Genomic DNA, 22,163 nt, shown 5'->3' with positions numbered 1-22,163 from the left:
TTACAAGGGGTGCAAAGCACTGGCCCAACCTTTGCTCTACGCTTTACCAGCTCCCTAACAAACACAATAGCCAGGAGACACACCATGCGTTACGCACATCCCGGTACCGAAGGCGCGAAGATTTCCTTCAAGAGCCGCTACGGAAACTACATCGGTGGTGAGTTCGTTCCTCCGGTCAAGGGTGAGTACTTCACCAACACCTCTCCGGTGAACGGTCAGCCGATCGCCGAATTCCCTCGCTCCACTGCCGAAGACATCGAGAAAGCCCTGGACGCAGCCCACGCCGCTGCCGATGCCTGGGGCCGCACCTCGGTGCAGGACCGCTCGAACGTCCTGCTGAAGATCGCCGACCGCATCGAGCAAAACCTCGAAGTGCTGGCCATCACTGAAACCTGGGACAACGGCAAGCCGATCCGTGAAACCCTCAACGCCGACATTCCGCTGGCCGTCGATCACTTCCGCTACTTCGCCGGTTGCATCCGCGCCCAGGAAGGCGGCGCCGCCGAGATCAACGAAAACACCGTGGCCTATCACATCCACGAGCCGCTGGGCGTGGTCGGGCAGATCATCCCGTGGAACTTCCCGCTGTTGATGGCGGCCTGGAAACTCGCGCCGGCCTTGGCCGCTGGCAACTGCGTGGTGCTCAAGCCCGCCGAGCAGACCCCGCTGGGCATCACCGTGCTGCTCGAGCTGATTGGCGACCTGCTGCCCAAAGGCGTGCTAAACGTGGTGCAAGGCTATGGTCGCGAGGCCGGTGAGGCCCTGGCCACCAGCAAACGCATCGCCAAGATCGCCTTCACCGGCTCCACCCCGGTGGGCTCGCACATCCTCAAGTGCGCTGCCGAGAACATCATCCCGTCCACCGTCGAGCTGGGCGGCAAGTCGCCGAACGTGTACTTCGAAGACATCATGCAGGCCGAGCCGAGCTTCATCGACAAGGCCGCCGAAGGCATGGTGCTGGCGTTCTTCAACCAGGGCGAGGTCTGCACCTGCCCGTCGCGGGCGCTGGTGCAAGAGTCGATCTACTCGCAGTTCATGGAAGTGGTGATGAAGAAGGTGCTGCAGATCAAGCGCGGCGACCCGCTGGACACCGACACCATGGTCGGCGCCCAGGCCTCGCAGCAGCAATTCGAGAAAATTCTCTCGTACCTGGACATCGCCCAGGAAGAAGGCGCCGAGCTGCTCACCGGCGGCAAGGTGGAGAAACTCGAAGGGACCCTGGCCACCGGGTACTACATCCAGCCGACCCTGCTTAAGGGCACCAACAAGATGCGCGTGTTCCAGGAGGAAATCTTCGGCCCGGTCGTCAGCGTCACCACCTTCAAGGACGAAGCCGAGGCCCTGGCCATCGCCAACGACACCGAGTTCGGCCTCGGTGCTGGCGTGTGGACCCGCGACATCAACCGCGCCTACCGCATGGGCCGTGGCATCAAGGCAGGCCGCGTGTGGACCAACTGCTACCACCTGTACCCGGCGCATGCCGCGTTCGGTGGCTACAAGAAGTCCGGCGTCGGTCGTGAAACCCACAAGATGATGCTCGACCACTACCAGCAGACCAAGAACCTGCTGGTGAGCTACGACATCAACCCGCTGGGCTTCTTCTAGACCGCGTTGCCTTCTTCGCGGGTAGACCCGCTCCCACAGGGACCGCACAGGTTTCACTTCCAGTGCGGTCACCGTGGAAGCGGGCTCACCCGCGAGGGGGCCAGACCTGCGGCGTCAAAGCCAGGGCGGCATCCGTGCACCATCCGCTCTGGCTCGCTTCCTGCAACCTCTATCACCAAGGGCCGGAATCCTTCTGGCCACCAAGAAAAAAAACAGGTGAAACCATGCCAAGCGATCATTCCGCCGGCACGCCGGCAGGCTCTTCCGTCGACTTCGAAAAAGTCGGCTCGGATTATTTCCAGCAACGTGAACTGAAAAAAGGCGCCGCCGGCTGGGTCCTGCTGGTAGGCCTAGGCGTTGCCTATGTAATTTCCGGCGACTACGCCGGCTGGAACTTCGGCCTGGCCCAAGGTGGCTGGGGCGGCATGTTCCTGGCCACCCTGCTGATGGCCACCATGTACCTGTGCATGTGCTTTTCCCTGGCAGAGCTGTCCTCGATGATCCCCACCGCAGGCGGCGGCTATGGCTTTGCCCGCAGCGCCTTCGGGCCTTGGGGCGGTTTCCTGACCGGGACGGCCATCCTGATCGAATACGCCATCGCCCCGGCCGCCATCGCCGTGTTCATCGGCGCCTACTGCCAGTCGCTGTTCGGCATCGGCGGCTGGATGATCTACCTGGCGTTCTACATCGTGTTCATCGGCATCCACATCTTCGGGGTCGGCGAGGCACTGAAGCTGATGTTCATCATCACCGCGATCGCCGCCATCGCCCTGGCTGTCTTCTTGGTGGGCATGTTGCCCCATTTTGATGCAGCCAACCTGTTCGACATCGCCAAAACCGACGCGGTGGGCGCCAGCAGCTTCCTTCCATTCGGCTATGTCGGTGTGTGGGCGGCCATTCCCTACGCCATCTGGTTCTTCCTGGCTGTCGAGGGCGTGCCGCTGGCCGCTGAAGAAACCAAGAACCCGCGTCGCGACCTGCCGCGCGGCCTGATCGGTGCCATGCTGGTACTGCTGGCATTCGCCCTGCTGATTCTCGTGGTTGGCCCAGGTGGCGCGGGCTCCGAGGCCCTCAAGGCATCCGGCAACCCGCTGGTCGAGGCCTTGGCCAAAGCCTATGGCGGGTCCACCTGGATGGGCAGCTTCGTCAACCTCGTGGGCCTGGCTGGCCTGATCGCCAGTTTCTTCTCAATCATCTACGCGTACTCCCGGCAGATCTTCGCCCTGTCCCGCGCCGGCTATCTGCCGCGCAAACTCTCGGAAACCAACAAGAGCAAGGCACCGGTCTTGGCGCTGGTCATCCCCGGTATCATCGGTTTCGCACTGTCGCTGACCGGCCAAGGCGACCTGCTGATCCTGGTGGCAGTGTTTGGCGCCACCCTGTCCTACGTACTGATGATGGCCGCGCATATCACCTTGCGCATCCGCCGGCCGAAGATGGAGCGCCCCTACCGCACCCCCGGCGGCATCTTCACCTCCAGCGTGGCCCTGGTACTGGCCTGCATCGCAGTGGTCGCCGGTTTCCTGGTCGACCCGCGGGTGGTGATTGGCGCCGCGGTGATCTATGGAGTATTAATTGCCTACTTTGCTTTCTACAGCCGCCACCATCTGGTAGCGGGCACACCGGAAGAGGAATTCGCCGCGATTCAGAAGGCTGAAGAGGCCCTGCACTGATCGCCGACACCCGTCGCGGGCCACGCCCGCGGCGCTCTGGAGAATCTGTATGGCAAGTTTCGTACACACCGTGGGCCATCTGGTCTACCGCTTCGACAGCCTCAAAGAGGTCATGGCCAAGGCCAGCCCGGCGCGTTCGGGTGATTACCTGGCCGGCGTCGCCGCCAGCAACGACGGTGAACGGGTCGCCGCGCAAATGACCCTGGCCAATATCCCGCTCACTCACTTTCTCAACGAAGCGCTGATTCCCTACGAAGAAGACGAAGTCACCCGCCTGATCGTCGATACCCATGACGCCGAGGCGTTCGCAGCGGTCAGCCACCTGACCGTGGGCGGCCTGCGCGACTGGCTGCTCAGCGACCAGGCCAACGAAGACAGCCTGCGTGCCCTGGCCCCGGGCCTGACGCCGGAAATGGCCGCGGCGGTGTCGAAGATCATGCGGGTGCAGGACCTGGTGCTGGTGGCTCAGAAAATTCGCGTGGTCACTCGTTTTCGCGGCACCATGGGCCTGCGCGGTCGCCTGTCCACCCGCCTGCAGCCCAACCACCCCACCGACGAACCCGCGGGGATCGCCGCCAGCATCCTCGACGGTTTGCTGTACGGCAATGGCGACGCCATGATCGGCATCAACCCGGCCACCGACAGCATCGCGTCGATCTGCGCCCTGCTGGAAATGCTCGACGCCATCATCCAGCGCTACGACATCCCCACCCAGGCCTGCGTGCTGACCCACGTCACCACCTCGATCGAAGCGATCAACCGTGGCGTGCCGCTGGACCTGGTGTTCCAGTCGATTGCCGGCACCGAGGCAGCCAACGCAGGCTTTGGCATCAACCTGAACGTCCTGCAGGAAGGCTACGAAGCGGGTCTTTCGCTCAAGCGCGGCACCCTCGGGCAAAACCTCATGTACTTCGAAACCGGCCAGGGCAGCGCGCTGTCGGCCAATGCCCACCACGGTGTCGACCAGCAAACCTGCGAAACCCGCGCCTACGCCGTGGCCAGGCACTTCAAGCCATTTCTGGTGAACACGGTGGTCGGTTTCATCGGCCCGGAGTACCTGTACAACGGCAAGCAGATCATCCGCGCCGGCCTCGAGGACCATTTCTGCGGCAAGCTGCTCGGCGTGCCCATGGGCTGCGACATCTGCTACACCAACCACGCCGAAGCCGACCAGGACGACATGGACACCCTGCTGACCCTGCTGGGTGTAGCCGGGATCAACTTCATCATGGGTATCCCCGGCTCCGACGACATCATGCTCAATTACCAGACCACCTCGTTCCACGACGCGCTGTATGCGCGCCAGACCCTGGGCCTCAGACCCGGCCCCGAATTCGAGGCCTGGCTCGAGCGTACCGGCATCTTCACCCAGGCCGACGGCCGGGTGCGTTTCGGTGACAACCTGCCGCCGGCTTTCCGCCAGGCTTTGGCACAGCTTGCATAGGGATGACCATGGACCATCGCACGCCTACCCCTGACAACCCCTGGCTGGCCCTGCGCAACCTGACCCCGGCACGCATCGCCCTAGGCCGCGCCGGCACCAGTCTGCCGACCGGCGCCCAGTTGGATTTCCAGTTTGCCCATGCCCAGGCCCGCGACGCGGTACACCTGCCCTTCGACCATGAAGGCCTGAGCACTCAGCTCAGCGACCGTGGTCGCGAGAGCCTGGTGCTGCACAGCGCGGCCAGCGACCGTCACCAGTACCTGCAACGGCCCGACCTCGGTCGGCGCCTGAACGAAGACTCGGCAGCCTTGCTGCGCCAGCATGCTCAAGCCAACCCGGGTGGCGTCGACCTTGCCATCGTGGTGGCCGATGGGCTCTCGGCCCTGGCCGTGCACCGCCATACCCTGCCCTTCTTGACCCGATTCGAAGAGCAGGCGGCCGCCGACGGCTGGACCAGCGCCCCGGTAGTACTGGTCCAGCAAGGGCGGGTTGCGGTGGCCGACGAAGTGGGCGAGCTGCTGGGTGCCCGCATGACCGTCATGCTGATCGGCGAACGACCAGGGCTCAGTTCCCCTGACAGCCTTGGGCTGTACTTCACCTACGCGCCAAAGGTCGGTCTAACCGACGCCTACCGCAACTGCATCTCCAACGTGCGCCTGGAAGGGCTGAGCTACGGCATGGCCGCTCACCGTCTGCTATACCTGATGCGCGAAGCCTGTCGCCGGCAATTGTCCGGAGTGAATCTGAAGGACGAAGCCGAGGTCCATAGCCTCGACAGTGAACATGCCCCCAGCCCAAAAGGTAACTTCCTGCTGGGAAAAGGGTAAAAAACATGTCACGGAAGGCGGATTGCGCTCGAAGCCCGCATTGGGCAGGATGCCATCAGAGCCACTGGCAATCCGCTGTTTCCCCAAATGGACTCTGAGGGCTGCACATGCGCATCATCAAGGCAACGCTGGAACACCTCGACCTGCTGACCCCGCTGTTCGTCAAATACCGTGAGTTCTATGGGCAACTGCCCTACCCGGACAGTTCACGCAGCTTCCTGGAAAAACGCCTGAAACGCGACGAGTCAGTGATCTACCTGGCGCTACCGGATGACGACGACCACAGGCTGCTGGGCTTCTGCCAGCTCTACCCAAGTTTTTCGTCGCTGTCGCTCAAGCGCGTCTGGATTCTCAACGACATCTACGTGGCCGAGGACTCCCGACGCATGCTGGTGGCCGACCACCTGATACGTGAAGCCAAGAAAATGGCCAAGGACACCAATGCCGTGCGCATGCGGGTATCCACCAGCGCCAATAACGAAGTGGCACGCAAGACGTACGAGTCGATCGGCTTTCGCAAGGACACCGAGTTCGAGAGCTACGTGCTGCCGATCCAGTTGGATTGAAGCCAGTCGCCAACCTCTGAAAAGCTGGCACGACGCCTGTGGGAGGGGCGGTACGGCGATTGGCCTAGATTGCCTGCACGGCGGATATAACCGCTCCCACAGGCTCAGCTGAATCGGCTGGTCCGCCGCCGCCCGTTGGTAACCCCCCGCTACAATCTCTCCGGGCACGATTCCTACTTCGCCGTATAATGCCTCCCTCTGTCATGTGTGAATTTTTACCCATTGCGCGGTAAACAAGCCCACGCCCTTGGCATTGTCCGTCATCGCGTGCCCGTCGTAGCGGGTCAAGAACACAGGTGCTGTACATGGATTTCAACCCGCTGGACCTCATCCTGCATCTCGATGCGTACCTCGATCTGCTGGTCACCAATTACGGTCCCTGGATCTACGCCATCCTGTTCACCGTGATTTTCTGCGAGACCGGCCTGGTGGTGATGCCGTTCCTGCCGGGCGACTCGCTGCTGTTCATCGCAGGGGCCGTTGCCGCGGGCGGTGGCATGGACCCGGTGCTCCTGGCAGGCCTGCTGATGGCGGCGGCAATCATGGGCGACAGCACCAACTACATCATCGGGCGAACCGCGGGCGAACGGCTGTTCAACAACCCCGAGTCGAAGATATTCCGTCGTGACTACCTGCAGCGCACCCACGAGTTCTACGAACGCCATGGCGGCAAGACCGTGACCCTGGCGCGCTTCCTGCCGATCCTGCGCACCTTCGCGCCCTTCGTGGCCGGCATAGCCCACATGCACTACCCGCGCTTTTTGGCCTTCAGCGTCGCGGGCTCGGTACTTTGGGTCGGAGGCCTGGTGACCTTGGGCTTCTTCTTCGGCAACGTGCCGTTCATCAAGCAGCACCTGTCGCTGATGGTGGTGGCCATCATCTTCCTGTCGCTAGTGCCGATGATCCTCGGCTTGCTGCGCAGCCGCCTGGGCCGCGCGGCCAAGGCCCACTGACCACAGCCCATGTGGTCGTTGAGCGCCTGGCGGCGCAAGCGCACCCTGGCGCGCTTCCCGGTCACCGCACAGCAGTGGCAGGTGGTCCGCGACCATCTGCCGATGCTCGATGGCATCAGTGATGAAGAGGACCGCTGGCTGCGCGAGGCCTGCATCCTCTTCCTGCACGACAAACACCTCACCACCCTGCCCGGCGTCGAACTCAGTGACGAACAGCGCCTGTTCCTCGCCGCCCAGGCACAACTGCCGCTGATGCACCTGGGTGACCTGAACTGGTACCAGGGTTTTCACGAAATCATCCTCTACCCCGACGATTTCAAAAGCCCCCAGCGCCACCGTGACAGCAGCGGTGTCGAGCACGTCTGGGATGCCGAGCACAGCGGTGAGGCCTGGCAGCAGGGCCCGGTGATCATGGCGTGGCCCGGCGTGCTGGCCAGCGGTGGCTGGGAGGCCTACAACCTGGTCATCCACGAGCTGGCACACAAGCTCGACATGCTCAACGGCGATGCCAACGGCCTGCCGCCGCTGCACAGCGGCATGCACGTAGAGCATTGGGCCAGCGCCATGCAAGCGGCCTACGACGACCTCAACCGGCAACTGGATGCCGACCCCGACGCAGAGACCGCCATCGACCCTTATGCCGCCGAGAACCCGGCGGAGTTCTTTGCCGTCAGCAGCGAATACTTCTTCAGCGCTCCCGACCTGCTGCAGGGCAGTTATCCACAGGTGTACCATCAACTGTCGCTGTTCTACCGGCAGGACCCGCTGGCCCGCCTGACCCGGCTGTTGGCGGAGCATCCGGACTACCGCGAAAGCCACGCCTGATGCGGCCGCACATCAGGCCAGGCGTGGCATGCCCGGGCAGAATGTGCCTATAATCGCCGCCACTTTTTTGATCAAACACGGGGGCATAGCCCAATGAGCTACAGCAAGATCCCGGCTGGCAAAGACCTGCCGAACGACATCTACGTCGCCATCGAGATCCCGGCCAACCACGCGCCGATCAAATACGAGATCGACAAGGACAGCGACACCCTGTTCGTTGACCGCTTCATGGCCACCCCGATGTTCTACCCAGCCAACTACGGCTACATCCCCAACACCCTGGCTGACGACGGTGATCCGCTGGACGTGCTGGTCGTTACCCCCTACCCGGTTGCCCCAGGCTCGGTCATCCGCGCCCGTCCGGTTGGCGTCCTGCACATGGACGACGAAAGCGGTGGCGATGCCAAAGTCCTGGCCGTACCACACGACAAGCTGAGCCAGCTGTACGTCGACGTGAAGGAATACACCGACCTGCCAGCCCTGCTGCTGGAGCAAATCAAGCACTTCTTCGAGAACTACAAAGACCTCGAGAAAGGCAAGTGGGTCAAGGTCAAGGGCTGGGCAGGCGCCGACGCCGCCCGCGCCGAGATCACCAAATCGGTTGCAGCCTACAAGGGCTGATACCGATTGGAAAAAAACCCCGCTTCGGCGGGGTTTTTTGTAAGCGAAATTCAAACCTCGAAGGTTGGCTGTAAGTAATCCTACTTAGTCCTAATCCATTTCCCACAACTCAGGCAGCTTGCCGTAGTTCGCATCAACATCAGGTTCATTTCCCCGCTGGCACTCGGTCGTTACACTCGCTGTCATGAATACATCCGGTGAACGCTTAAGGGCCCTGCTCAGGGAATGCGGTCTGACCCCTTCCGACCTTGCCGCCTTGCGTCATGTGTCGGCCCAGCACGTCAACAACTGGTTCAAGCGCGGCGTCCCACTGGCCCGACTAGACGAACTGGCCGAGCTGTTCTGCGTAAACCGACGCTGGCTACACACAGGCGATGGCCCCAAGCACCCGACGTCCATCTTGCGTCAGCCCAGACAACCAGAGGCTGGCGAAGGGTTGGTTGCCGTGTCGACGATGGATGGGCGGCTGCTGCCAGTACCCTTGCACGAACTGCACGAAGGCAAGCTGGTACCCATCAAAGGCAAATACCTGCGCCTCCCTGCGCAAGCGCTGCAGAAACTCGGCGTCGCCGCCAGCCAGACAGTCTGCATGATCATGCCGGCCACTAACATGGCGCCGCTGATCCCAGGAAACGCCCTGTTGGCCATCGACCTTAGCCTGACCGACGTGATCGAAGGCGAAACCTATGCCTTGCTGCATAACGGCAGGCTCAGGGTGAACTGCCTGAGCCTGGGCCAATCGGGGACCCTGTGCCTGCACAGCCACGACCGTCGAAATCACGCGGTCGAACGCTACACCCCCGCGCAGCTAAGAAGCCAGGACCTGAAAATTCTAGGCTGGGTATTCCACTGGTCACATTTTCGCCAGAAGCGCGCCGAATGAAACAACCTGTGCCATTTTTCGCTGGGCATCCAGCGCCAGCCCTAGTATGCTACGCGCCACATCAGCCCCGACCGGTGCAAACCGCGACCCAGAGGGCTTGGCGACGTCTCACACAGCCGTCTGCCATCTCTATTCTGGCCGAGTGCCAACACGATTAAGGCGATTGCGGCTTACCAAAAATTAGCCAAGACCGTCCCCGAGAAGCCGGCCACAAGCCGGCTTTTTAATTGCCCAAAATAATCTCCTCCCATCCTAGTCACCGCCTAGATAAGGTTTACGCAGATCAAATTCGCCCTCTTCAAAAGTTAATTCATTAAACATCCCACACCTCTAAATCAAATCGTACAAGGACAGTTCGACAAGAACTGCTCCGCTTCCTGCCTTAACTGCCGGGCTCGAGAGGCCGGCAGGCCTGATGTTCGCAACGCTCACTGCCAAACATCCATCTGACGCCTACTAGGCTCTGTCTGAAATCCCAAGAAACTGAAATGTGGCCCCCGGAACAGCCGAGGTTCTGTACAGTCGCCGGCCATCTGCGGAAAGGAATTCTGTGATGGCAAAGCGTTATGAACTCTCGGGTGACGCGTGGGCAGTGGTCGCCGATCTCTTTACGGCAGCCCACGTCAGGGGCAGGCCCCGCAGCAGTGATCGCGTGATGCTCGATGGTGTGCTCTGGGTGCTGTGCTCAGGAGCGGCCTGGCGAGGTATGCCCGAGCGCTTCGGGTCTTGGGCGACGGTCTATCACCGCTTCCGGGTCTGGCGAAACCGCGGAACATTCGATCAGATGCTCAGACGATTGCACCTCAGACTCAATGACAAAGGCTGGATCGATCCCCACACCTGGATGATCGATTCGACCGCTGTTCGAGCAACCCGTGCTTCATCTGGAGCGCGGAAAAAAGGGGGCCTGACGAGCCTACCGATCACGCTCTAGGCCGCAGTCGCGGCGGACTGACAACCCAAATTCATATGCTCTGCGATGCCAACGGGATACCGTTGCGCTTCCTTCTCTCTGGCGGCCAAGCCAGCGACATCAGCTATGCCCAGCCGTTACTTGATGATGTCAGCATCCCGACAAACCAGCGTGGTCGTCCACGCAAACGATGCAAATGGTTGCTGGCTGACAAAGGCTACGACGCCGAGGCCTTGCCCCGTTACTGCGATCGATATCGGATGCAGCCGGTCATTCCGCTAAGCTCAATGAAACGCAAGCCCAAACCCGGCTTGCCAAGACTGTTTGACCGCCCAAAATATCGACAGCGCAACATCATCGAACGCATGTTCGGCTGGCTAAAAGAGAACCGCCGAATCGTCACGCGCTTCGACAAGCTCGCAAAAAGTTATGCCGCAATGGTCTCGCTGGCTTGTGTCATGCGGTGTATGCGACGGCTTTTTTCAGACAGAGCCTAAGTCAAGATCCAATAAGCTATATGGGAGGGATAAATCTATATAGCTATGCGGATAATCCGACGGAGTGGCTTGATCCGTTGGATCTTGCTCGAATAAGTGGACCAGGTAGCAGGCCTGGTAAAGATTTTACAAAGGCTGGGAGGAGAGAGGTTAAGCAAGAAAATATTGACCGTTATGGTCACTTGACTTGCGAGAGCTGCAGCGTGCAAGCGTTCAATGCAGTCAGGCATGAGCGGGGTGTGAGGCCGCCTGACAATGAGGCACATGTTGATCACGTGATTCCTAAGGCAAAGGGCGGTTCGGGAACTCCAGAGAATGGACAGGTTCTGTGTAGGGTCTGTAATCTAGAGAAAAGTGATTCTTGTGAAATATAGGCGGTGCTAATGGAAAAGGTTTTTATTAGCTTGAATGTTGTTGATGGCTACCCCCCGGTTGGGGTTGAAAGTGTATGGGCTGAAAAAAAAGACGGAAATCTTTATAGAATTAAGAATATACCGTTCTACTCAAAGGAGGTGTGTTTTGAGGACGAGGTGAGTACCTCAAAGGGAAGTGATGGTGAGGCCGTTTTCGTTGCTGTGGTGGCTGATGAGGGTAATAGTACAATTAGGATTATATTTTTTGATGGCGATGAAAGTGTGCCAGGTTTGATCATGGCCGAGATTTCCAATATGGGCTGTTCTTGGGAAGGAATGAGTAAAAAGTTTTTCTCAGTAAACGTTCCTCGGGAGGTTGATTTTGATGAGGTTGTCAAGTATTTGGAGGTAAAGAGCGAAGAAGGCTGGTTGGATTATGAGTACGGCAAAGTACGTCAATAGTATGCGCGATTTTTATATGTTTGGCGGGCTGCGCCTACTTGTTTAGGTGCGGTTTTTTAAGTTTAATTAAAGTTTTGATTTTTGATTTTTGTAAAGCTTTGGTGTGAAGTCTGATGGGTGATGGATAGGTTTTAGTTCTTACGCTCCTTTCGGTCACCCATTGTAAAAATAGGTCTGTAATGAGTATCAAGGCTTTTCGTACAGAGCCTAAGCCAAAGAAAATGATGTCGATACCCAGACGGCTGACGGCCTGTAACAAGCGGCCAGCCGATTTCGCAGATGAACCTCTAAGCAAGAGAACTAAACTCCTAGCACTGGGACTTCATGCAGTAAATTTTTCTGCCTAATATCCTTAATTTTCTGGACATCACCCAGGTCCCTTTCGATTAATACATCCAACAACTGATCACACCAATCCACCTCTAACGCAGTCTTCCTGTCTACATCTTCGTCTAAAATATCGATTGCTTCAGCCACCTTCGCAATGGCGTATCGAACTGACTCATGGCTGGAATTTTCTAAATACTCAACACAATAAGATGTACAAATCACAGCACACTGGGCCTGATCTACCAACTCATCACTGTAGTCCTCAGTATCCGGAATACCACTATAAACTTCTTGATACAACAGCTTAAGCTCGTGCTTATCCAGCAACACATGCCGCTGAAATAACTCAGCCAGAGCCGAAGAGTTGACATCTACACTCAGGGCATATTTTTTACAGTACTCAGCATAAATTCCTGCCACACGCTCTGCCCCTTAAAGGCAAAACAGAGATATTTTTTCTCTCGACATCCCAAACAATTTTTCAAAATTCATCTTCATCAAACCCGCCTACTTCTTCAGTAAGCTCACTTTTATTATAACGCGCTTCACTACATGCCCATTTTTATCTGTAACCCGACACTTCAAAAGCTCATTACTCTCGAGGAGGAAAAACAGGCTTTCCATTGCAATGTGAATACTCTCCTGCCAACCTGGAGAACTTTCATTACGAAGCCACCAATACGTCAATACGCCAAACCGGATAATCATTAGTCATTACAACCTCCTTTCAACCTTGGACAATCCCCGCTGGTAGGGCGCCGCTATGATTAACTGCTCAATCTCGCCCGAGCCTTTTCAATAGCCCCCTTAAGCACTTGAGCATCGCCGCTAGTAACTTTCAAACTTTTTATTTCACCCATTAGATCAACAGAGTAAACTAACGAGTCGAGCATCATATTAATCCGCCCTAACCCGCTAGATCCCTTAAACTCGCCATAGGGCAACTGCACCCGCAACTCAATATCTTTACTTGCTTTATGATAGCGCCTAATCTCAGGATAATCTCCGACTCTGTCATCCGGCATGACGATGGAAATGACGCTCCATTTTTTTGCACCACACGAAAGTTCAACGTCTTTTATAAACTCAGAAATTATTGGTTCTATCGCCTTGCGCGCCTCTGACACCGCCTCATTAACTGATATATGTTTTTCACTGGACATCCAGAAATCCATTGCCCACCCCCTAGTAATCGCTTTTATTTAACGGCGGCCTATTACCACCATTAGCCGCCCTGTACTCAACAATCTTCTCATGTTGCCAAGCATGCATTTCCTTCTTAGTGCCTGACGCTTCCTCCACCATCTCGACGTTATTTTAATTTAGATATTTTTTCGAGTACCGTCGCGACCCCATGGTTGTTTCACCATACTTCATTACCTCATCACTGTCGCGATCTCTCAATGTATATCCAATTGCCGGTTTAGTTGAGTTATGACTATTCCCATGAGTACCATCCGTCTCACACGGACACGGTATCGAAGGATCTTTCCCTGCCCCAAACCGCCCATTCGACTGACGCGGCTGTCCTTTCCACAGCCCCAACGGATCAATCCACTCCACAGGGTTCGGCGCATAGGCAAACAGGTTTAAACCGCCGCCGTAGCTAATCGGATCCTGGCTCACAAACCGCCCAACCCTCGGATCATAGTACCGATACCGGTTGTAATGCAGCCCGGTCTCATGATCGTGGTACTGCCCCTGGAAGCGAATCGGGTTGCTCATCCCAACCTGCTTTGCCCACTCCGAACGCACCTCGCGCACGTCACCCCACCCAGTTCGCGCTGGCGCTTGGCGCGTTGCATCTGGTTCCAGCCGCTGCCCGCACGGGGATCGTCGTAGTGATGCGCGGTCGAGTGTTTGTGCAGGCGACGGCCCAGGGCGTCGTAGCTGTACGCCACGCTGAGCTTGCCATCGTCGAAGCGGACCAGACGGTCGAACAGGTCCCAGGTCAGGCGGGCCTTGTCGCCGTTGTGCAGGCGGTGGATGAGGTTGCCGCGTTCGTCGTACTGGTAATGCGTGCCGGCGTACTCGCGCAGCAGGTTGTCCATCAGCTTGTTGCGACGCGGGTCGCTTTCCAGCGGGCGGTTGAGTTCCTGGGTCTTCTGGTCCAGCAGGTTGCCGGCCGGGTCGAAGGCGAAGGTCTCGACACCCAGGCGACTGGTGGCTTGCAGCAGGCGGCCTTCGGCATCGCGTTCGAAACGCTCTTCGGTGTCGTAATGGACTGGAAAAGAATACGGCGCAGTTGTTCTGTCTGTTTGGGTTGGCTAATCTGGTACTGGCCAAGCGGTATTTGCAACGGACGGCGGGATAAGTCCGTCTAAAAGGCGGGGCTGGCCCGCTAACTCAGCAAAATCAGGATAGAAATCGGCCCAAGAAACACAGAGTAAGGCCAGTAGGTTGGAAAAACCGGCTTGAAAATGGGGACGGTAAGAAACGGCTAATTGTTCAGCGCCTCCGTATCGAAATGATGACGGCAATGATAGCCAAGCACCATGAGAAACCCATCTTTAATTCAATAGCCTCTGAATCTGCCCCTAACTACTCTGTAAATCCGCATCATGCAACGCCGAGCAAATCATAAAATTGCTCGGCGCCTCTATAAAAAATACAACCCCCCTTAATCGCCACCTAGATATCGATCATTGAGCAGGTACTCGCGCCTCAAAGCGAACATCTACTCGTATTGTTCAAGCTCTTCTCGCAAAGCAACTTCAAGAGCAGTCGGAGAAATCACCACCCCCACATCCCCTGGCACAGGAAACACTTGACACAGTCGAGAATCTGAATGCATACCCGGAAGCCACTTATCTAAAAAGTCCTCAATAGCAATTTTACGCGGCCAAAAATCACCCCATTCATCCGTCGCACAGCGCTTAGCAAATTCCTCCTCAGGCCAGAACGGCACCACTACGTTTCCTTCTAGGGTAGCAGTGGCCCATCCCTCATCATACAAACCCCAAACAACCTCAAAATCTGCAACTTTTCTGATGAAAAACTCAAACCTACCCTCTGAGCTTAGAGAGGATACATTTAAAACTTTACTATCGTGCATTCTCAATATCCTCCTATCCTGTGCTGAGTTTTATGAAGGTCTGCATCTTGCAGTTTAGAGTGACGATAGCAGAAGCCATCTTTCGCCTCTGTATTATATCCATGCGCCAACTCCTTCCCCTTACCTTTTGAGTTGCGTGAATTCCCTGGTAGTCTTAGCGCCGTTCTGTTTCCACTCTTGATATGGCGCATGTCATTCTTCACCCATCCTCGAATCCACGCTGGCTGCTTATCCTCATCCGCCAATGCCCGAATCCGCTCCTGCTTGGTTGATCGACCATGCGATCCATCTTGATAGATCGGACACTGCTTCTTGGGAGCTAAACCAAATACGTCAAACCACTCAATTGGATTCGGGGCGTAAGCATATAAATTCAGCCCCCCCTCATAACTGATCGGGTCTTGGCTAATGAAACGGCCCGCCTTCGGATCATAGTACCGATACCGGTTGTAATGCAGCCCGGTCTCATGATCGTGGTACTGCCCCTGGAAGCGAATCGGGTTGCTCATCCCAACCTGCTTGGCCCACTCCGAGCGCACCTCGCGCACGTCACCCCACGCCTTGTACTGCCCCGCCCACGCCAGCTCTCCGTGGTGGTCGGTCAGCTCCATCGGCGTGCCCAGGTGATCGCACTGGTACCAGGCAATCGCATCGATCGGCTGCGGTTTCACTTCGTGCTGCCACAGCGGGTCCTGGTCGATGTCGTATTCGCGTCCACGCCAGTCCGGCTGCCGCAACAGGCGAATCGGTGCCTTGCGCAGCGCCTGCGCAACGGGCACGAAGCTGTCCGGTTCGTACAGGTAATGCACCGTCCGCCCGGTCTCGCCTTCGTCCTGCGGCGGCGAGCTTTCCCAGGCGAGGTTGTCGCCATCCCAGCCGTACAGGGTGTAACCGCAACCCAGTTCGCGCTGGCGCTTGGCGCGTTGCATCTGGTTCCAGCCACTGCCCGCACGGGGATCGTCGTAGTGATGCGCGGTCGAGTGTTTGTGCAGGCGACGGCCCAGGGCGTCGTAGCTGTACGCGACGCTGAGCTTGCCATCGTCGAAGCGGACCAGACGGTCGAACAGGTCCCAGGTCAGGCGGGCCTTGTCGCCGTTGTGCAGGCGGTGGATGAGGTTGCCGCGTTCGTCGTACTGGTAAGGCCTGCCGGCGTACTCGCGCAGCAGGTTTCCGGACGGGTCGAAGGCGAAGGTCTGCACACCCAGGCGACCCACCGGTTTTCTTCTTGTAAAGCTTTATGAGCTTACCGTTTTTAGCACCTCATCGAACCACTGGAGCTGAATGCCGCTTCACACTCTCTTTGTGTCCTGCCGAAGGCTTTAGCTTTATCATGATCAACGTGCTCCCTGGCCGAGATTCTGTTGTACATGCCTTACTCATACGGGCGACCAGGCCGTCGACGTCCATCGCCTCCGGTAGGTAGCTGCCTGGACTGTAGCGGAAGCTGGTCTTGCATGCGCTCGCCAGCCGATCCAGCGGCCCTACTTGTCCGAATCGCGACTCAATGCAGTGTGAGCGAGTCTAATTCTGACGGAGGCAATTGACAGTGCGTCGACCACCATATATTGGCCGCAAAAATGCATTAATCTTTACAGCCAGACCTGAGCCATACTCCGTAATAACCTTAACAGGAGCTAAAGTCACAATGCATCTAACAGCAAACAAATCACGCCACAATCAACGCCTTATTTCCAAGAGCGCCCTTTCCAACATTTTCATATCTGGAGGAGTTTTCTGAGCCCCCTTCGAAGCCAGCCATCTATGAACAGGGTTTTTAGGACCAAATGCTATACTTCTACCCTCATCTGTAAGCTCACTAAATTTTACCTTCCTCTTTATTATCTGCCCCCTCTCATTTGTCACCCTACAACAAAGCAGGCCATTCATCTCAAGGAATCTGAACAGTTCCTCTAACGTATTATTTACACTAGCCTCCCACTCCGGGATATCCTTGTAAGACTCTAAAATACCATCGATATCCCACATTAAAAAGTCTTCAGACATCACTCCCTCCTATGCAATTTAGACAGCCCCGAGACTGGCACAAGCTCTTGAGTACTTCTATCCCTAGTATAGCTACCGCCCGCGGCCAAGATTCGTCTTTCTTTAGCCTGCCGCTCCATTTTGTTAGCGGCCATACTGGTGACTTCATAAGTTGTTGCAGTACCGTTTTCAATGACAAATGTATCGACTCGTCGACGTTCGCCAGTCACTGGATCTCTGACGGAACGACCAGTCACATCCCTCAAATAACATTCGCTCTGAATTGAAGCAGTTGGGTGTTTAGCTTTAATTTCCGCATTGAACTCCTGATGGCGGCGATGCCCATCAATCGCATTCTTGATCCGCTTCAGTCCCCACGGATCGATCCAATCAATAGGGTTCGGAACATACTCATAGAGGTTGAAACCGCCGCCGTAGCTAACCGGATCCTGGCTCACAAACCGCCCAACCCTCGGATCATAGTACCGATACCGGTTGTAATGCAGCCCGGTCTCATGATCGTGGTACTGCCCCTGGAAGCGAATCGGGTTGCTCATCCCAACCTGCTTTGCCCAGTCCGAACGCACCTCGCGCACGTCACCCCACGCCTTGTACTGCCCCGCCCACGCCACCTCTCCGTGGTGGTCGGTCAGCTCCATCGGCGTGCCGAGGTGATCACACTGGTACCAGGCAATCGCATCGATCGGCTGCGGCTTCACTTCGTGCTGCCACAGCGGGTCCTGGTCGATGTCGTATTCGCGTCCACGCCAGTCCGGCTGCCGCAACAGGCGAATCGGTGCCTTGCGCAGGGCCTGCGCGACGGGCACGAAGCTGTCCGGTCCGTACAGGTAATGCACGGTCCGCCCGGTTTCGCCTTCGTCCTGCGGTGGCGAGCTTTCCCAGGCGAGGTTGTCGCCATCCCAGCCGTACAGGGTGTAACCGCAACCCAGTTCGCGCTGGCGCTTGGCGCGTTGCATCGTAAGCGATCCATGAACCCCACCTACCGCGAATAGGAAGTCGCAGTTACCGTGGCATTTCCGGCGAGCAGTTCCACGGAAGTAACGCTTCATAGTCCGCTACGGTCTGCGCGTGGGGCAGTCGCTCCAGTACGTGGCGCAGCCACGTATAAGGCTCTTGGCCGTTGATCTTTGCAGTCTCGACCAAGCTGTAGATCTGGGCACTGGCCGTGGCGCCCTTGGGCGTGTCGCTGAACAGCCAGGCCTTGCGACCGATGACAAACGGCTTGATCGAGCGTTCGGCCAGATTGTTGTCGATCGGCAAAAAACCAGTCTCGACGTAACGCACCAATCGGCTCCAGTTATTCGCGAGATAATTCACGGCCTTGCCCAGCACGCTTTGCGGCGTGACTTGGGACTGGGCCTTGTCCAACCAACTTTTCAACTGGCTCAGGACTGGCAAGGCTTGCGCCTGTCGCGCGACAAAACGCTGCTCGTCACTGGCATCTTTCAGTTCGCGCTCGATGCCATACAGCTTGTTGATCATCGTCAGTGCGGCATCGGCCCGTCCGGTTTTGCCTTTAGGCTGCACTTTCTGAGCGTCGACGAATTTGCGCCGGGCATGCGCCATGCACGCCAACCGTTCTACGCCAGGCTGCAGCGCCAACGCGTTATAGCCGGCGTAATCGTCCGTCATGACATACCCGCGATAACTTTCCAGCAGGCGCAACGGCACTTCCTGCGCCCGGCTGGAGCTGTAGTCGAACAGCACGACTTTTCGGTCAGGCGGCCCGCTGACTTGCACCCACATCCAGGATTGGCTGGTCGGGTCTCGATCCGGTTCTTTCAGTACCTGGACACGGGTTTCATCGCAATGAATGACCGGACTTTCCAGCAATCGCTCACGCATCAGATTCAACAGCGGCTGGACATGTTCGCTGCATTGGATAATCCAGCGCGCCAGTGTCTGTCGTGGAATGTCGATACCGTGCCGGCTCAGGACACTTTCAAAACGGTGCAGCGGCAAGCCATCGACATACTTGGTCGTCAGCAACATCGCCAACACGCTCGGGCTGGCCATGCTCTTCTCTATCAGTTGAGCCGGTTTGTCTGCCGTGACCGGGGCAACTTCACAACCCCGGCAGCCGTAGACCTTACGGACATGTTTGAGCACGCGGATCTGCATCGGCACGATATCCAGTTGCTCACTGATTTCCTCGCCGATCTCATGCTTGAGGCAACCGCAGGCACAGGTCAGTTCGTGTTCAGGCAGCTCGTGGATGACTTCGATACGTGGCAGATCAGCCGAGAGTGGCTTGCGTTTTCCCCGGAGTGGCGCTGGCGTGACGACTTCTTCATCCGGCGTCTCCACCGTCAACAGAGGTTCGCTTTCTGCCTCGTTGAACATCGCCAGTTGCGGCGTGTTGGGGTCGATGGCCTGCTCGGACTTGCGGCCGAAAAGACGATCACGCAGCAACTTGATCTGTTCTTTCAGATCAACGATGTGAGTGGCGTAGGCTTCTTTGACTTCCTGCTCACGCGAGCATGCTGCGTAAGCCTCAAGGAGCATTTGCTTGAGCAGGACAGGGTCATCGGGAAGGTCATCGGGCATGGGATTCATGCCGAGGATTATACCGATTCAGGCAACGAAACGAGGGGTCAAAACCTGATGCGGACGGTTGCGCCAGAGGTCGAAGCCGTCAAGTAGCCAGTTCAGCTCCTGAACAGTCAGGACAATGGCTTCATCAGTGATGTCGGGCGAGGTTTTGAAGCGTTCTGATTCCAGGCGCTTGAGCCAGAGACAGAAACCGTTGCGCTCCCAATAGAGGATCTTCACGCGATTGCGCGGCTTGTTGAGGAACACGAAAAGAACCGGGTCGAACACGGCCACCTTGATATCCAGTTCAACCAAGGCTGCGAGGCCATCGATGGATTTTCGAAAGTCGACGGGCTTGGGGTAGAGATAGACTTTTTCGACTTTGGCGTCGGGGCGCATCATCGTCGGCAGGCTCCAGAAAGAAATCGGGAGCACAGCATCAAGGATCAGGTAAGCGCTTTGAATGTGGGGTTCATGGAGCGCTTACGTTGCATCTGGTTCCAGCCACTACCCGCAAGCAGTTACAAACATCACGGCAAAGACAGCGTGCTGTACCGAGTCAAGCGCAAAATCGAATACGCCAAGGCGCAGCTGCCTGCCAAGGTCGAGCATCCCTTCCAGGTGATCAAGGTGCGCTTCAATCATCGTAAGGTTCGCTACCGTGGACTGGAAAAGAATACGGCGCAGTTGTTCAGTCTGTTTGGGTTGGCCAATCTGGTACTGGCCAAGCGGTATTTGCAACGGACGGCGGGATAAGTCCGTCCGAAAGGCGGGGCTGGCCCGCTAATCAGCAAAATCAGGGTAGAAATCGGCCCAAGAAACGCAGAATAAGGCCGGCAGGTTGAAAAAACCGGCTTGAACATGGGGACGGTGAGAATTGGCTAATTGTTCAGCGTCTCCTTAGCCCTATAAACCTATCCATATACAGCACCACTTAAATAAAACTTCTTTCATCGCCCTTTGACACATTTAGCCGAAGCCTTGCTTTTTCAACTGCCCCCCTTAGAACGGAAGCATCCTCGCTCTTTAATCTTAAACTTTTTATCTCACCCATCATATCAACAGAGCGAGACAAAGCATCAAGCATCAAGCCGACCTGCTTATTTGCGTCAGCATCTTTGAACTCTGAAAACGGAAGTTTGACTCGCAACTCCACATCCCTTTTGAGTTTATGATATCGCTTGACCTCGGGATAATCCGCCTGTCGCTCATCAGGCATAACTATAGATATAAAACTCCATTTCTCCAAGCCGCAATCAAGAAGAACATCAGACAAAATGCCAGCCAAAACTGGCTCCAATGTTTTACGTGCCTTGTGCTCTGCGTCACCTACCAACGCATGCTGCTCGCTCGACATCCAAAATTTCATGAATACTCCTAAAAGTCGCTTTTATTTAGCGGCGGTCTAGCACCGCCATTTTGGGCTTTGTACTCTAGAATTTTCTGATGCTGCCACGCATGCATCTCCCTTTTTGTGCCCACCGCCTCTTCACGCATAATCAAATTATTATCTTCCAAATACTGCTTTGTATATCGATGCTTTCCCCTGGTGGTCTCACCATATTTCATCACTTCGGTCGAATCACTATCCCTAAGAGTATAGCCAATAGCCGGAGCAGTACTGTTTAAGTTATTGCCATGAACTTTTTCAGAAGTCGCGATCTTACACGGACATGGCTTCGAAGGATCTTTTCCCGCCCCAAACCGCCCATTCGACTGACGCGGCTGTCCTTTCCACAACCCCAACGGGTCAATCCACTCCACAGGGTTCGGCGCATAGGCAAACAGGTTTAAACCGCCGCCGTAACTGATCGGATCCTGGTTCACGAACCGCCCAGCCCTCGGATCATAGTACCGATACCGGTTGTAATGCAGCCCGGTCTCATGATCGTGGTACTGCCCCTGGAAGCGAATCGGGTTGCTCATCCCAACCTGCTTGGCCCACTCCGAGCGCACCTCGCGCACGTCACCCCACGCCTTGTACTGCCCCGCCCACGCCACCTCTGGTGCTCTGCTGCGATGAAAAGAGCCAGGTTCAAGCCTTGCAGCGCACACAGCCAGGCTTGCCATTGGGCATCGGCCATATCCGTACGCAAACTCATGACTATGTCCGTCACGGCACGCTCACGCTGTTCGCAGCCATGGATTATCTGCAAGGTCGGCTGATCAGCAGCATCGAAACACAGCACCGGCATCAGGAGTGGCTGGCCTTTCTGAAAAAGATCAACCGGGAAACACCCAAAGGCCTGCAACTGCACTTGATCGTGGACAACTACGCCACTCACAAGCATCCCGTCGTCAAGGAGTGGCTCAAGCGGCATCCACGGTTCCATATGCACTTCACTCCGACTTCAAGCTCCTGGATGAACATGGTTGAGCGCTTTTTCCGGGATATCACCGTTTACCTACGCGACGGCAGCTTCAGCTCGACACGCGAATTGGCCAGTTCCATTACCACGTTTTTAGCGCTGCACAACGCTCAGCCCTGCCGGTATGTCTGGAACGCAAAAGGTGAAGACATCTTGCGCAAGATCCAGCGTGCCCGAGAGGCCATGACAGGCGAGAGCGAAGAGAACGTTTTATCGAAGACAGAACACTAACAGCAAGAGGCAATTTTAAA

Annotated in this window: 19 protein-coding genes and 6 pseudogenes; 14 read left to right on the top strand and 11 right to left on the bottom strand. The window is 56.8% G+C overall.

Translation table 11 applies throughout. The annotated features are described in order from the left end of the window. The first annotated feature begins 84 nt into the window (after positions 1-84). From C4Q26_RS14990 to C4Q26_RS14935, 12 genes are all read left to right on the top strand, one after another. Positions 85-1,605: an aldehyde dehydrogenase family protein gene (locus C4Q26_RS14990; RefSeq protein WP_023382546.1), complete on the top strand. Its 1,521-nt coding sequence runs from the start codon at positions 85-87 to the stop codon at positions 1,603-1,605. A 224-nt stretch (positions 1,606-1,829) separates the two neighbouring features. Then, a complete protein-coding gene (eat, locus tag C4Q26_RS14985) occupies positions 1,830-3,278 on the top strand; it encodes an ethanolamine permease (RefSeq protein ID WP_023382547.1) in 1,449 nt (482 codons plus the stop codon). Between the two features lie 49 nt (positions 3,279-3,327). Then, positions 3,328-4,722 carry an ethanolamine ammonia-lyase subunit EutB gene (locus tag C4Q26_RS14980; protein ID WP_104881204.1) on the top strand — a complete coding sequence of 465 codons (1,395 nt, stop codon included), beginning with the start codon at positions 3,328-3,330 and terminating at the stop codon, positions 4,720-4,722. An 8-nt stretch (positions 4,723-4,730) separates the two neighbouring features. After that, entirely contained in the window at positions 4,731-5,549 is an 819-nt protein-coding gene (gene eutC, locus C4Q26_RS14975) for an ethanolamine ammonia-lyase subunit EutC (protein ID WP_023382549.1), read from the top strand. A gap of 107 nt (positions 5,550-5,656) precedes the next feature. Next, positions 5,657-6,115, top strand: a complete 459-nt coding sequence (locus C4Q26_RS14970; RefSeq protein WP_023382550.1) for a GNAT family N-acetyltransferase — start codon at positions 5,657-5,659, stop codon at positions 6,113-6,115. 305 nt (positions 6,116-6,420) lie between these two features. Beyond that, the gene (locus C4Q26_RS14965) at positions 6,421-7,068 is read left to right on the top strand and encodes a DedA family protein (RefSeq protein ID WP_023382551.1); all 648 of its coding nucleotides are present in this window, start codon (positions 6,421-6,423) and stop codon (positions 7,066-7,068) included. A gap of 9 nt (positions 7,069-7,077) precedes the next feature. Further along, on the top strand, positions 7,078-7,893 hold the full coding sequence (locus tag C4Q26_RS14960; RefSeq protein ID WP_023382552.1) for a zinc-dependent peptidase: 816 nt from the start codon (positions 7,078-7,080) through the stop codon (positions 7,891-7,893). A 93-nt stretch (positions 7,894-7,986) separates the two neighbouring features. Next, positions 7,987-8,514: an inorganic diphosphatase gene (gene ppa, locus C4Q26_RS14955; protein WP_023382553.1), complete on the top strand. Its 528-nt coding sequence runs from the start codon at positions 7,987-7,989 to the stop codon at positions 8,512-8,514. Positions 8,515-8,698: 184 nt separating this feature from the next. Beyond that, positions 8,699-9,397, top strand: coding sequence for a helix-turn-helix transcriptional regulator (locus tag C4Q26_RS14950; RefSeq protein WP_104883252.1), 699 nt, complete (start codon positions 8,699-8,701; stop codon positions 9,395-9,397). Between the two features lie 553 nt (positions 9,398-9,950). Next, a protein-coding gene (locus C4Q26_RS14945) for an IS5 family transposase (RefSeq protein WP_177429833.1) occupies positions 9,951-10,807 on the top strand; the annotation gives its coding sequence in 2 pieces (ribosomal slippage) (positions 9,951-10,299 and positions 10,299-10,807; 858 coding nt in all). A 20-nt stretch (positions 10,808-10,827) separates the two neighbouring features. After that, entirely contained in the window at positions 10,828-11,181 is a 354-nt protein-coding gene (locus C4Q26_RS28810; protein ID WP_104883251.1) for an HNH endonuclease, read from the top strand. A 9-nt stretch (positions 11,182-11,190) separates the two neighbouring features. Next, positions 11,191-11,622, top strand: coding sequence for a DUF4265 domain-containing protein (locus C4Q26_RS14935; protein WP_023381478.1), 432 nt, complete (start codon positions 11,191-11,193; stop codon positions 11,620-11,622). A gap of 300 nt (positions 11,623-11,922) precedes the next feature. Here C4Q26_RS14935 and C4Q26_RS14930 read toward each other — a convergent pair whose 3' ends face one another. From C4Q26_RS14930 to tnpB, 9 genes and pseudogenes are all read right to left on the bottom strand, one after another. Then, positions 11,923-12,372 (bottom strand): hypothetical protein, encoded by a 450-nt coding sequence (locus tag C4Q26_RS14930; protein ID WP_104883250.1) that lies wholly within the window; start codon positions 12,370-12,372, stop codon positions 11,923-11,925. A 347-nt stretch (positions 12,373-12,719) separates the two neighbouring features. Next, entirely contained in the window at positions 12,720-13,115 is a 396-nt protein-coding gene (locus tag C4Q26_RS14920; protein WP_104881199.1) for a hypothetical protein, read from the bottom strand. 373 nt (positions 13,116-13,488) lie between these two features. After that, positions 13,489-14,153: pseudogene (locus C4Q26_RS14915) on the bottom strand (RHS repeat-associated core domain-containing protein); the annotation flags it as partial. Positions 14,154-14,629: 476 nt separating this feature from the next. Further along, positions 14,630-15,007: a DUF2750 domain-containing protein gene (locus tag C4Q26_RS14910; protein WP_041925556.1), complete on the bottom strand. Its 378-nt coding sequence runs from the start codon at positions 15,005-15,007 to the stop codon at positions 14,630-14,632. A 2-nt stretch (positions 15,008-15,009) separates the two neighbouring features. Further along, positions 15,010-16,227 (bottom strand): annotated as a pseudogene (locus tag C4Q26_RS14905) (RHS repeat domain-containing protein); the annotation flags it as partial. Positions 16,228-16,684: 457 nt separating this feature from the next. Beyond that, positions 16,685-17,011 carry a hypothetical protein gene (locus C4Q26_RS14900; RefSeq protein ID WP_104883249.1) on the bottom strand — a complete coding sequence of 109 codons (327 nt, stop codon included), beginning with the start codon at positions 17,009-17,011 and terminating at the stop codon, positions 16,685-16,687. Positions 17,012-17,352: 341 nt separating this feature from the next. Then, a pseudogene (locus C4Q26_RS14895) lies at positions 17,353-17,967 on the bottom strand (RHS repeat-associated core domain-containing protein); the annotation flags it as partial. A 46-nt stretch (positions 17,968-18,013) separates the two neighbouring features. Next, the gene (locus tag C4Q26_RS14890; RefSeq protein WP_104882684.1) at positions 18,014-19,567 is read right to left on the bottom strand and encodes an IS66 family transposase; all 1,554 of its coding nucleotides are present in this window, start codon (positions 19,565-19,567) and stop codon (positions 18,014-18,016) included. A gap of 18 nt (positions 19,568-19,585) precedes the next feature. Next, complete coding sequence (gene tnpB, locus C4Q26_RS14885) at positions 19,586-19,945, bottom strand: IS66 family insertion sequence element accessory protein TnpB (RefSeq protein ID WP_230384521.1); 360 nt, start codon at positions 19,943-19,945, stop codon at positions 19,586-19,588. A 111-nt stretch (positions 19,946-20,056) separates the two neighbouring features. Between tnpB and C4Q26_RS14880 the strand changes: the two are divergent. Continuing rightward, a pseudogene (locus tag C4Q26_RS14880) lies at positions 20,057-20,299 on the top strand (transposase); the annotation flags it as partial. A 178-nt stretch (positions 20,300-20,477) separates the two neighbouring features. Here the strand turns inward: C4Q26_RS14880 and C4Q26_RS14875 are convergent. Both C4Q26_RS14875 and C4Q26_RS28805 read right to left on the bottom strand, forming a co-directional pair. Then, on the bottom strand, positions 20,478-20,912 hold the full coding sequence (locus tag C4Q26_RS14875) for a hypothetical protein (RefSeq protein ID WP_104883248.1): 435 nt from the start codon (positions 20,910-20,912) through the stop codon (positions 20,478-20,480). A gap of 368 nt (positions 20,913-21,280) precedes the next feature. After that, positions 21,281-21,544: pseudogene (locus C4Q26_RS28805) on the bottom strand (RHS repeat-associated core domain-containing protein); the annotation flags it as partial. On the opposite strand from C4Q26_RS28805, the pseudogene C4Q26_RS14865 reads away from it, so the two are divergent. Next, positions 21,532-22,143 (top strand): annotated as a pseudogene (locus C4Q26_RS14865) (IS630 family transposase); the annotation flags it as partial. The pseudogenes C4Q26_RS28805 and C4Q26_RS14865 sit on opposite strands and share 13 nt — an antisense overlap. Positions 22,144-22,163 lie beyond the last annotated feature (20 nt).

The sequence above is a fragment of the Pseudomonas sp. SWI44 genome (genome assembly GCF_002947915.1).
GTDB classification, from domain to species: Bacteria; Pseudomonadota; Gammaproteobacteria; order Pseudomonadales; family Pseudomonadaceae; genus Aquipseudomonas; species Aquipseudomonas taiwanensis.
The sequence above is the reverse complement of the archived record's forward strand: the minus strand, read 5'-3'. Positions and strand labels throughout refer to the sequence as shown.

Excerpts from the sequence above, each read along its gene's own strand:
- C4Q26_RS14990 (WP_023382546.1), top strand. The coding sequence starts at position 85 with ATGCGTTACGCACATCCCGGTACCGAAGGCGCGAAGATTTCCTTCAAG.
- eat (WP_023382547.1), top strand. The coding sequence starts at position 1,830 with ATGCCAAGCGATCATTCCGCCGGCACGCCGGCAGGCTCTTCCGTCGAC.
- C4Q26_RS14980 (WP_104881204.1), top strand. The coding sequence starts at position 3,328 with ATGGCAAGTTTCGTACACACCGTGGGCCATCTGGTCTACCGCTTCGAC.
- eutC (WP_023382549.1), top strand. The coding sequence starts at position 4,731 with ATGGACCATCGCACGCCTACCCCTGACAACCCCTGGCTGGCCCTGCGC.
- C4Q26_RS14970 (WP_023382550.1), top strand. The coding sequence starts at position 5,657 with ATGCGCATCATCAAGGCAACGCTGGAACACCTCGACCTGCTGACCCCG.
- C4Q26_RS14965 (WP_023382551.1), top strand. The coding sequence starts at position 6,421 with ATGGATTTCAACCCGCTGGACCTCATCCTGCATCTCGATGCGTACCTC.
- C4Q26_RS14960 (WP_023382552.1), top strand. The coding sequence starts at position 7,078 with ATGTGGTCGTTGAGCGCCTGGCGGCGCAAGCGCACCCTGGCGCGCTTC.
- ppa (WP_023382553.1), top strand. The coding sequence starts at position 7,987 with ATGAGCTACAGCAAGATCCCGGCTGGCAAAGACCTGCCGAACGACATC.
- C4Q26_RS14950 (WP_104883252.1), top strand. The coding sequence starts at position 8,699 with ATGAATACATCCGGTGAACGCTTAAGGGCCCTGCTCAGGGAATGCGGT.
- C4Q26_RS28810 (WP_104883251.1), top strand. The coding sequence starts at position 10,828 with ATGGGAGGGATAAATCTATATAGCTATGCGGATAATCCGACGGAGTGG.
- C4Q26_RS14935 (WP_023381478.1), top strand. The coding sequence starts at position 11,191 with ATGGAAAAGGTTTTTATTAGCTTGAATGTTGTTGATGGCTACCCCCCG.
- C4Q26_RS14920 (WP_104881199.1), bottom strand. The coding sequence starts at position 13,115 with ATGTCCAGTGAAAAACATATATCAGTTAATGAGGCGGTGTCAGAGGCG.
- C4Q26_RS14910 (WP_041925556.1), bottom strand. The coding sequence starts at position 15,007 with ATGCACGATAGTAAAGTTTTAAATGTATCCTCTCTAAGCTCAGAGGGT.
- C4Q26_RS14900 (WP_104883249.1), bottom strand. The coding sequence starts at position 17,011 with ATGTCTGAAGACTTTTTAATGTGGGATATCGATGGTATTTTAGAGTCT.
- C4Q26_RS14890 (WP_104882684.1), bottom strand. The coding sequence starts at position 19,567 with ATGAATCCCATGCCCGATGACCTTCCCGATGACCCTGTCCTGCTCAAG.
- tnpB (WP_230384521.1), bottom strand. The coding sequence starts at position 19,945 with ATGATGCGCCCCGACGCCAAAGTCGAAAAAGTCTATCTCTACCCCAAG.
- C4Q26_RS14875 (WP_104883248.1), bottom strand. The coding sequence starts at position 20,912 with ATGAAATTTTGGATGTCGAGCGAGCAGCATGCGTTGGTAGGTGACGCA.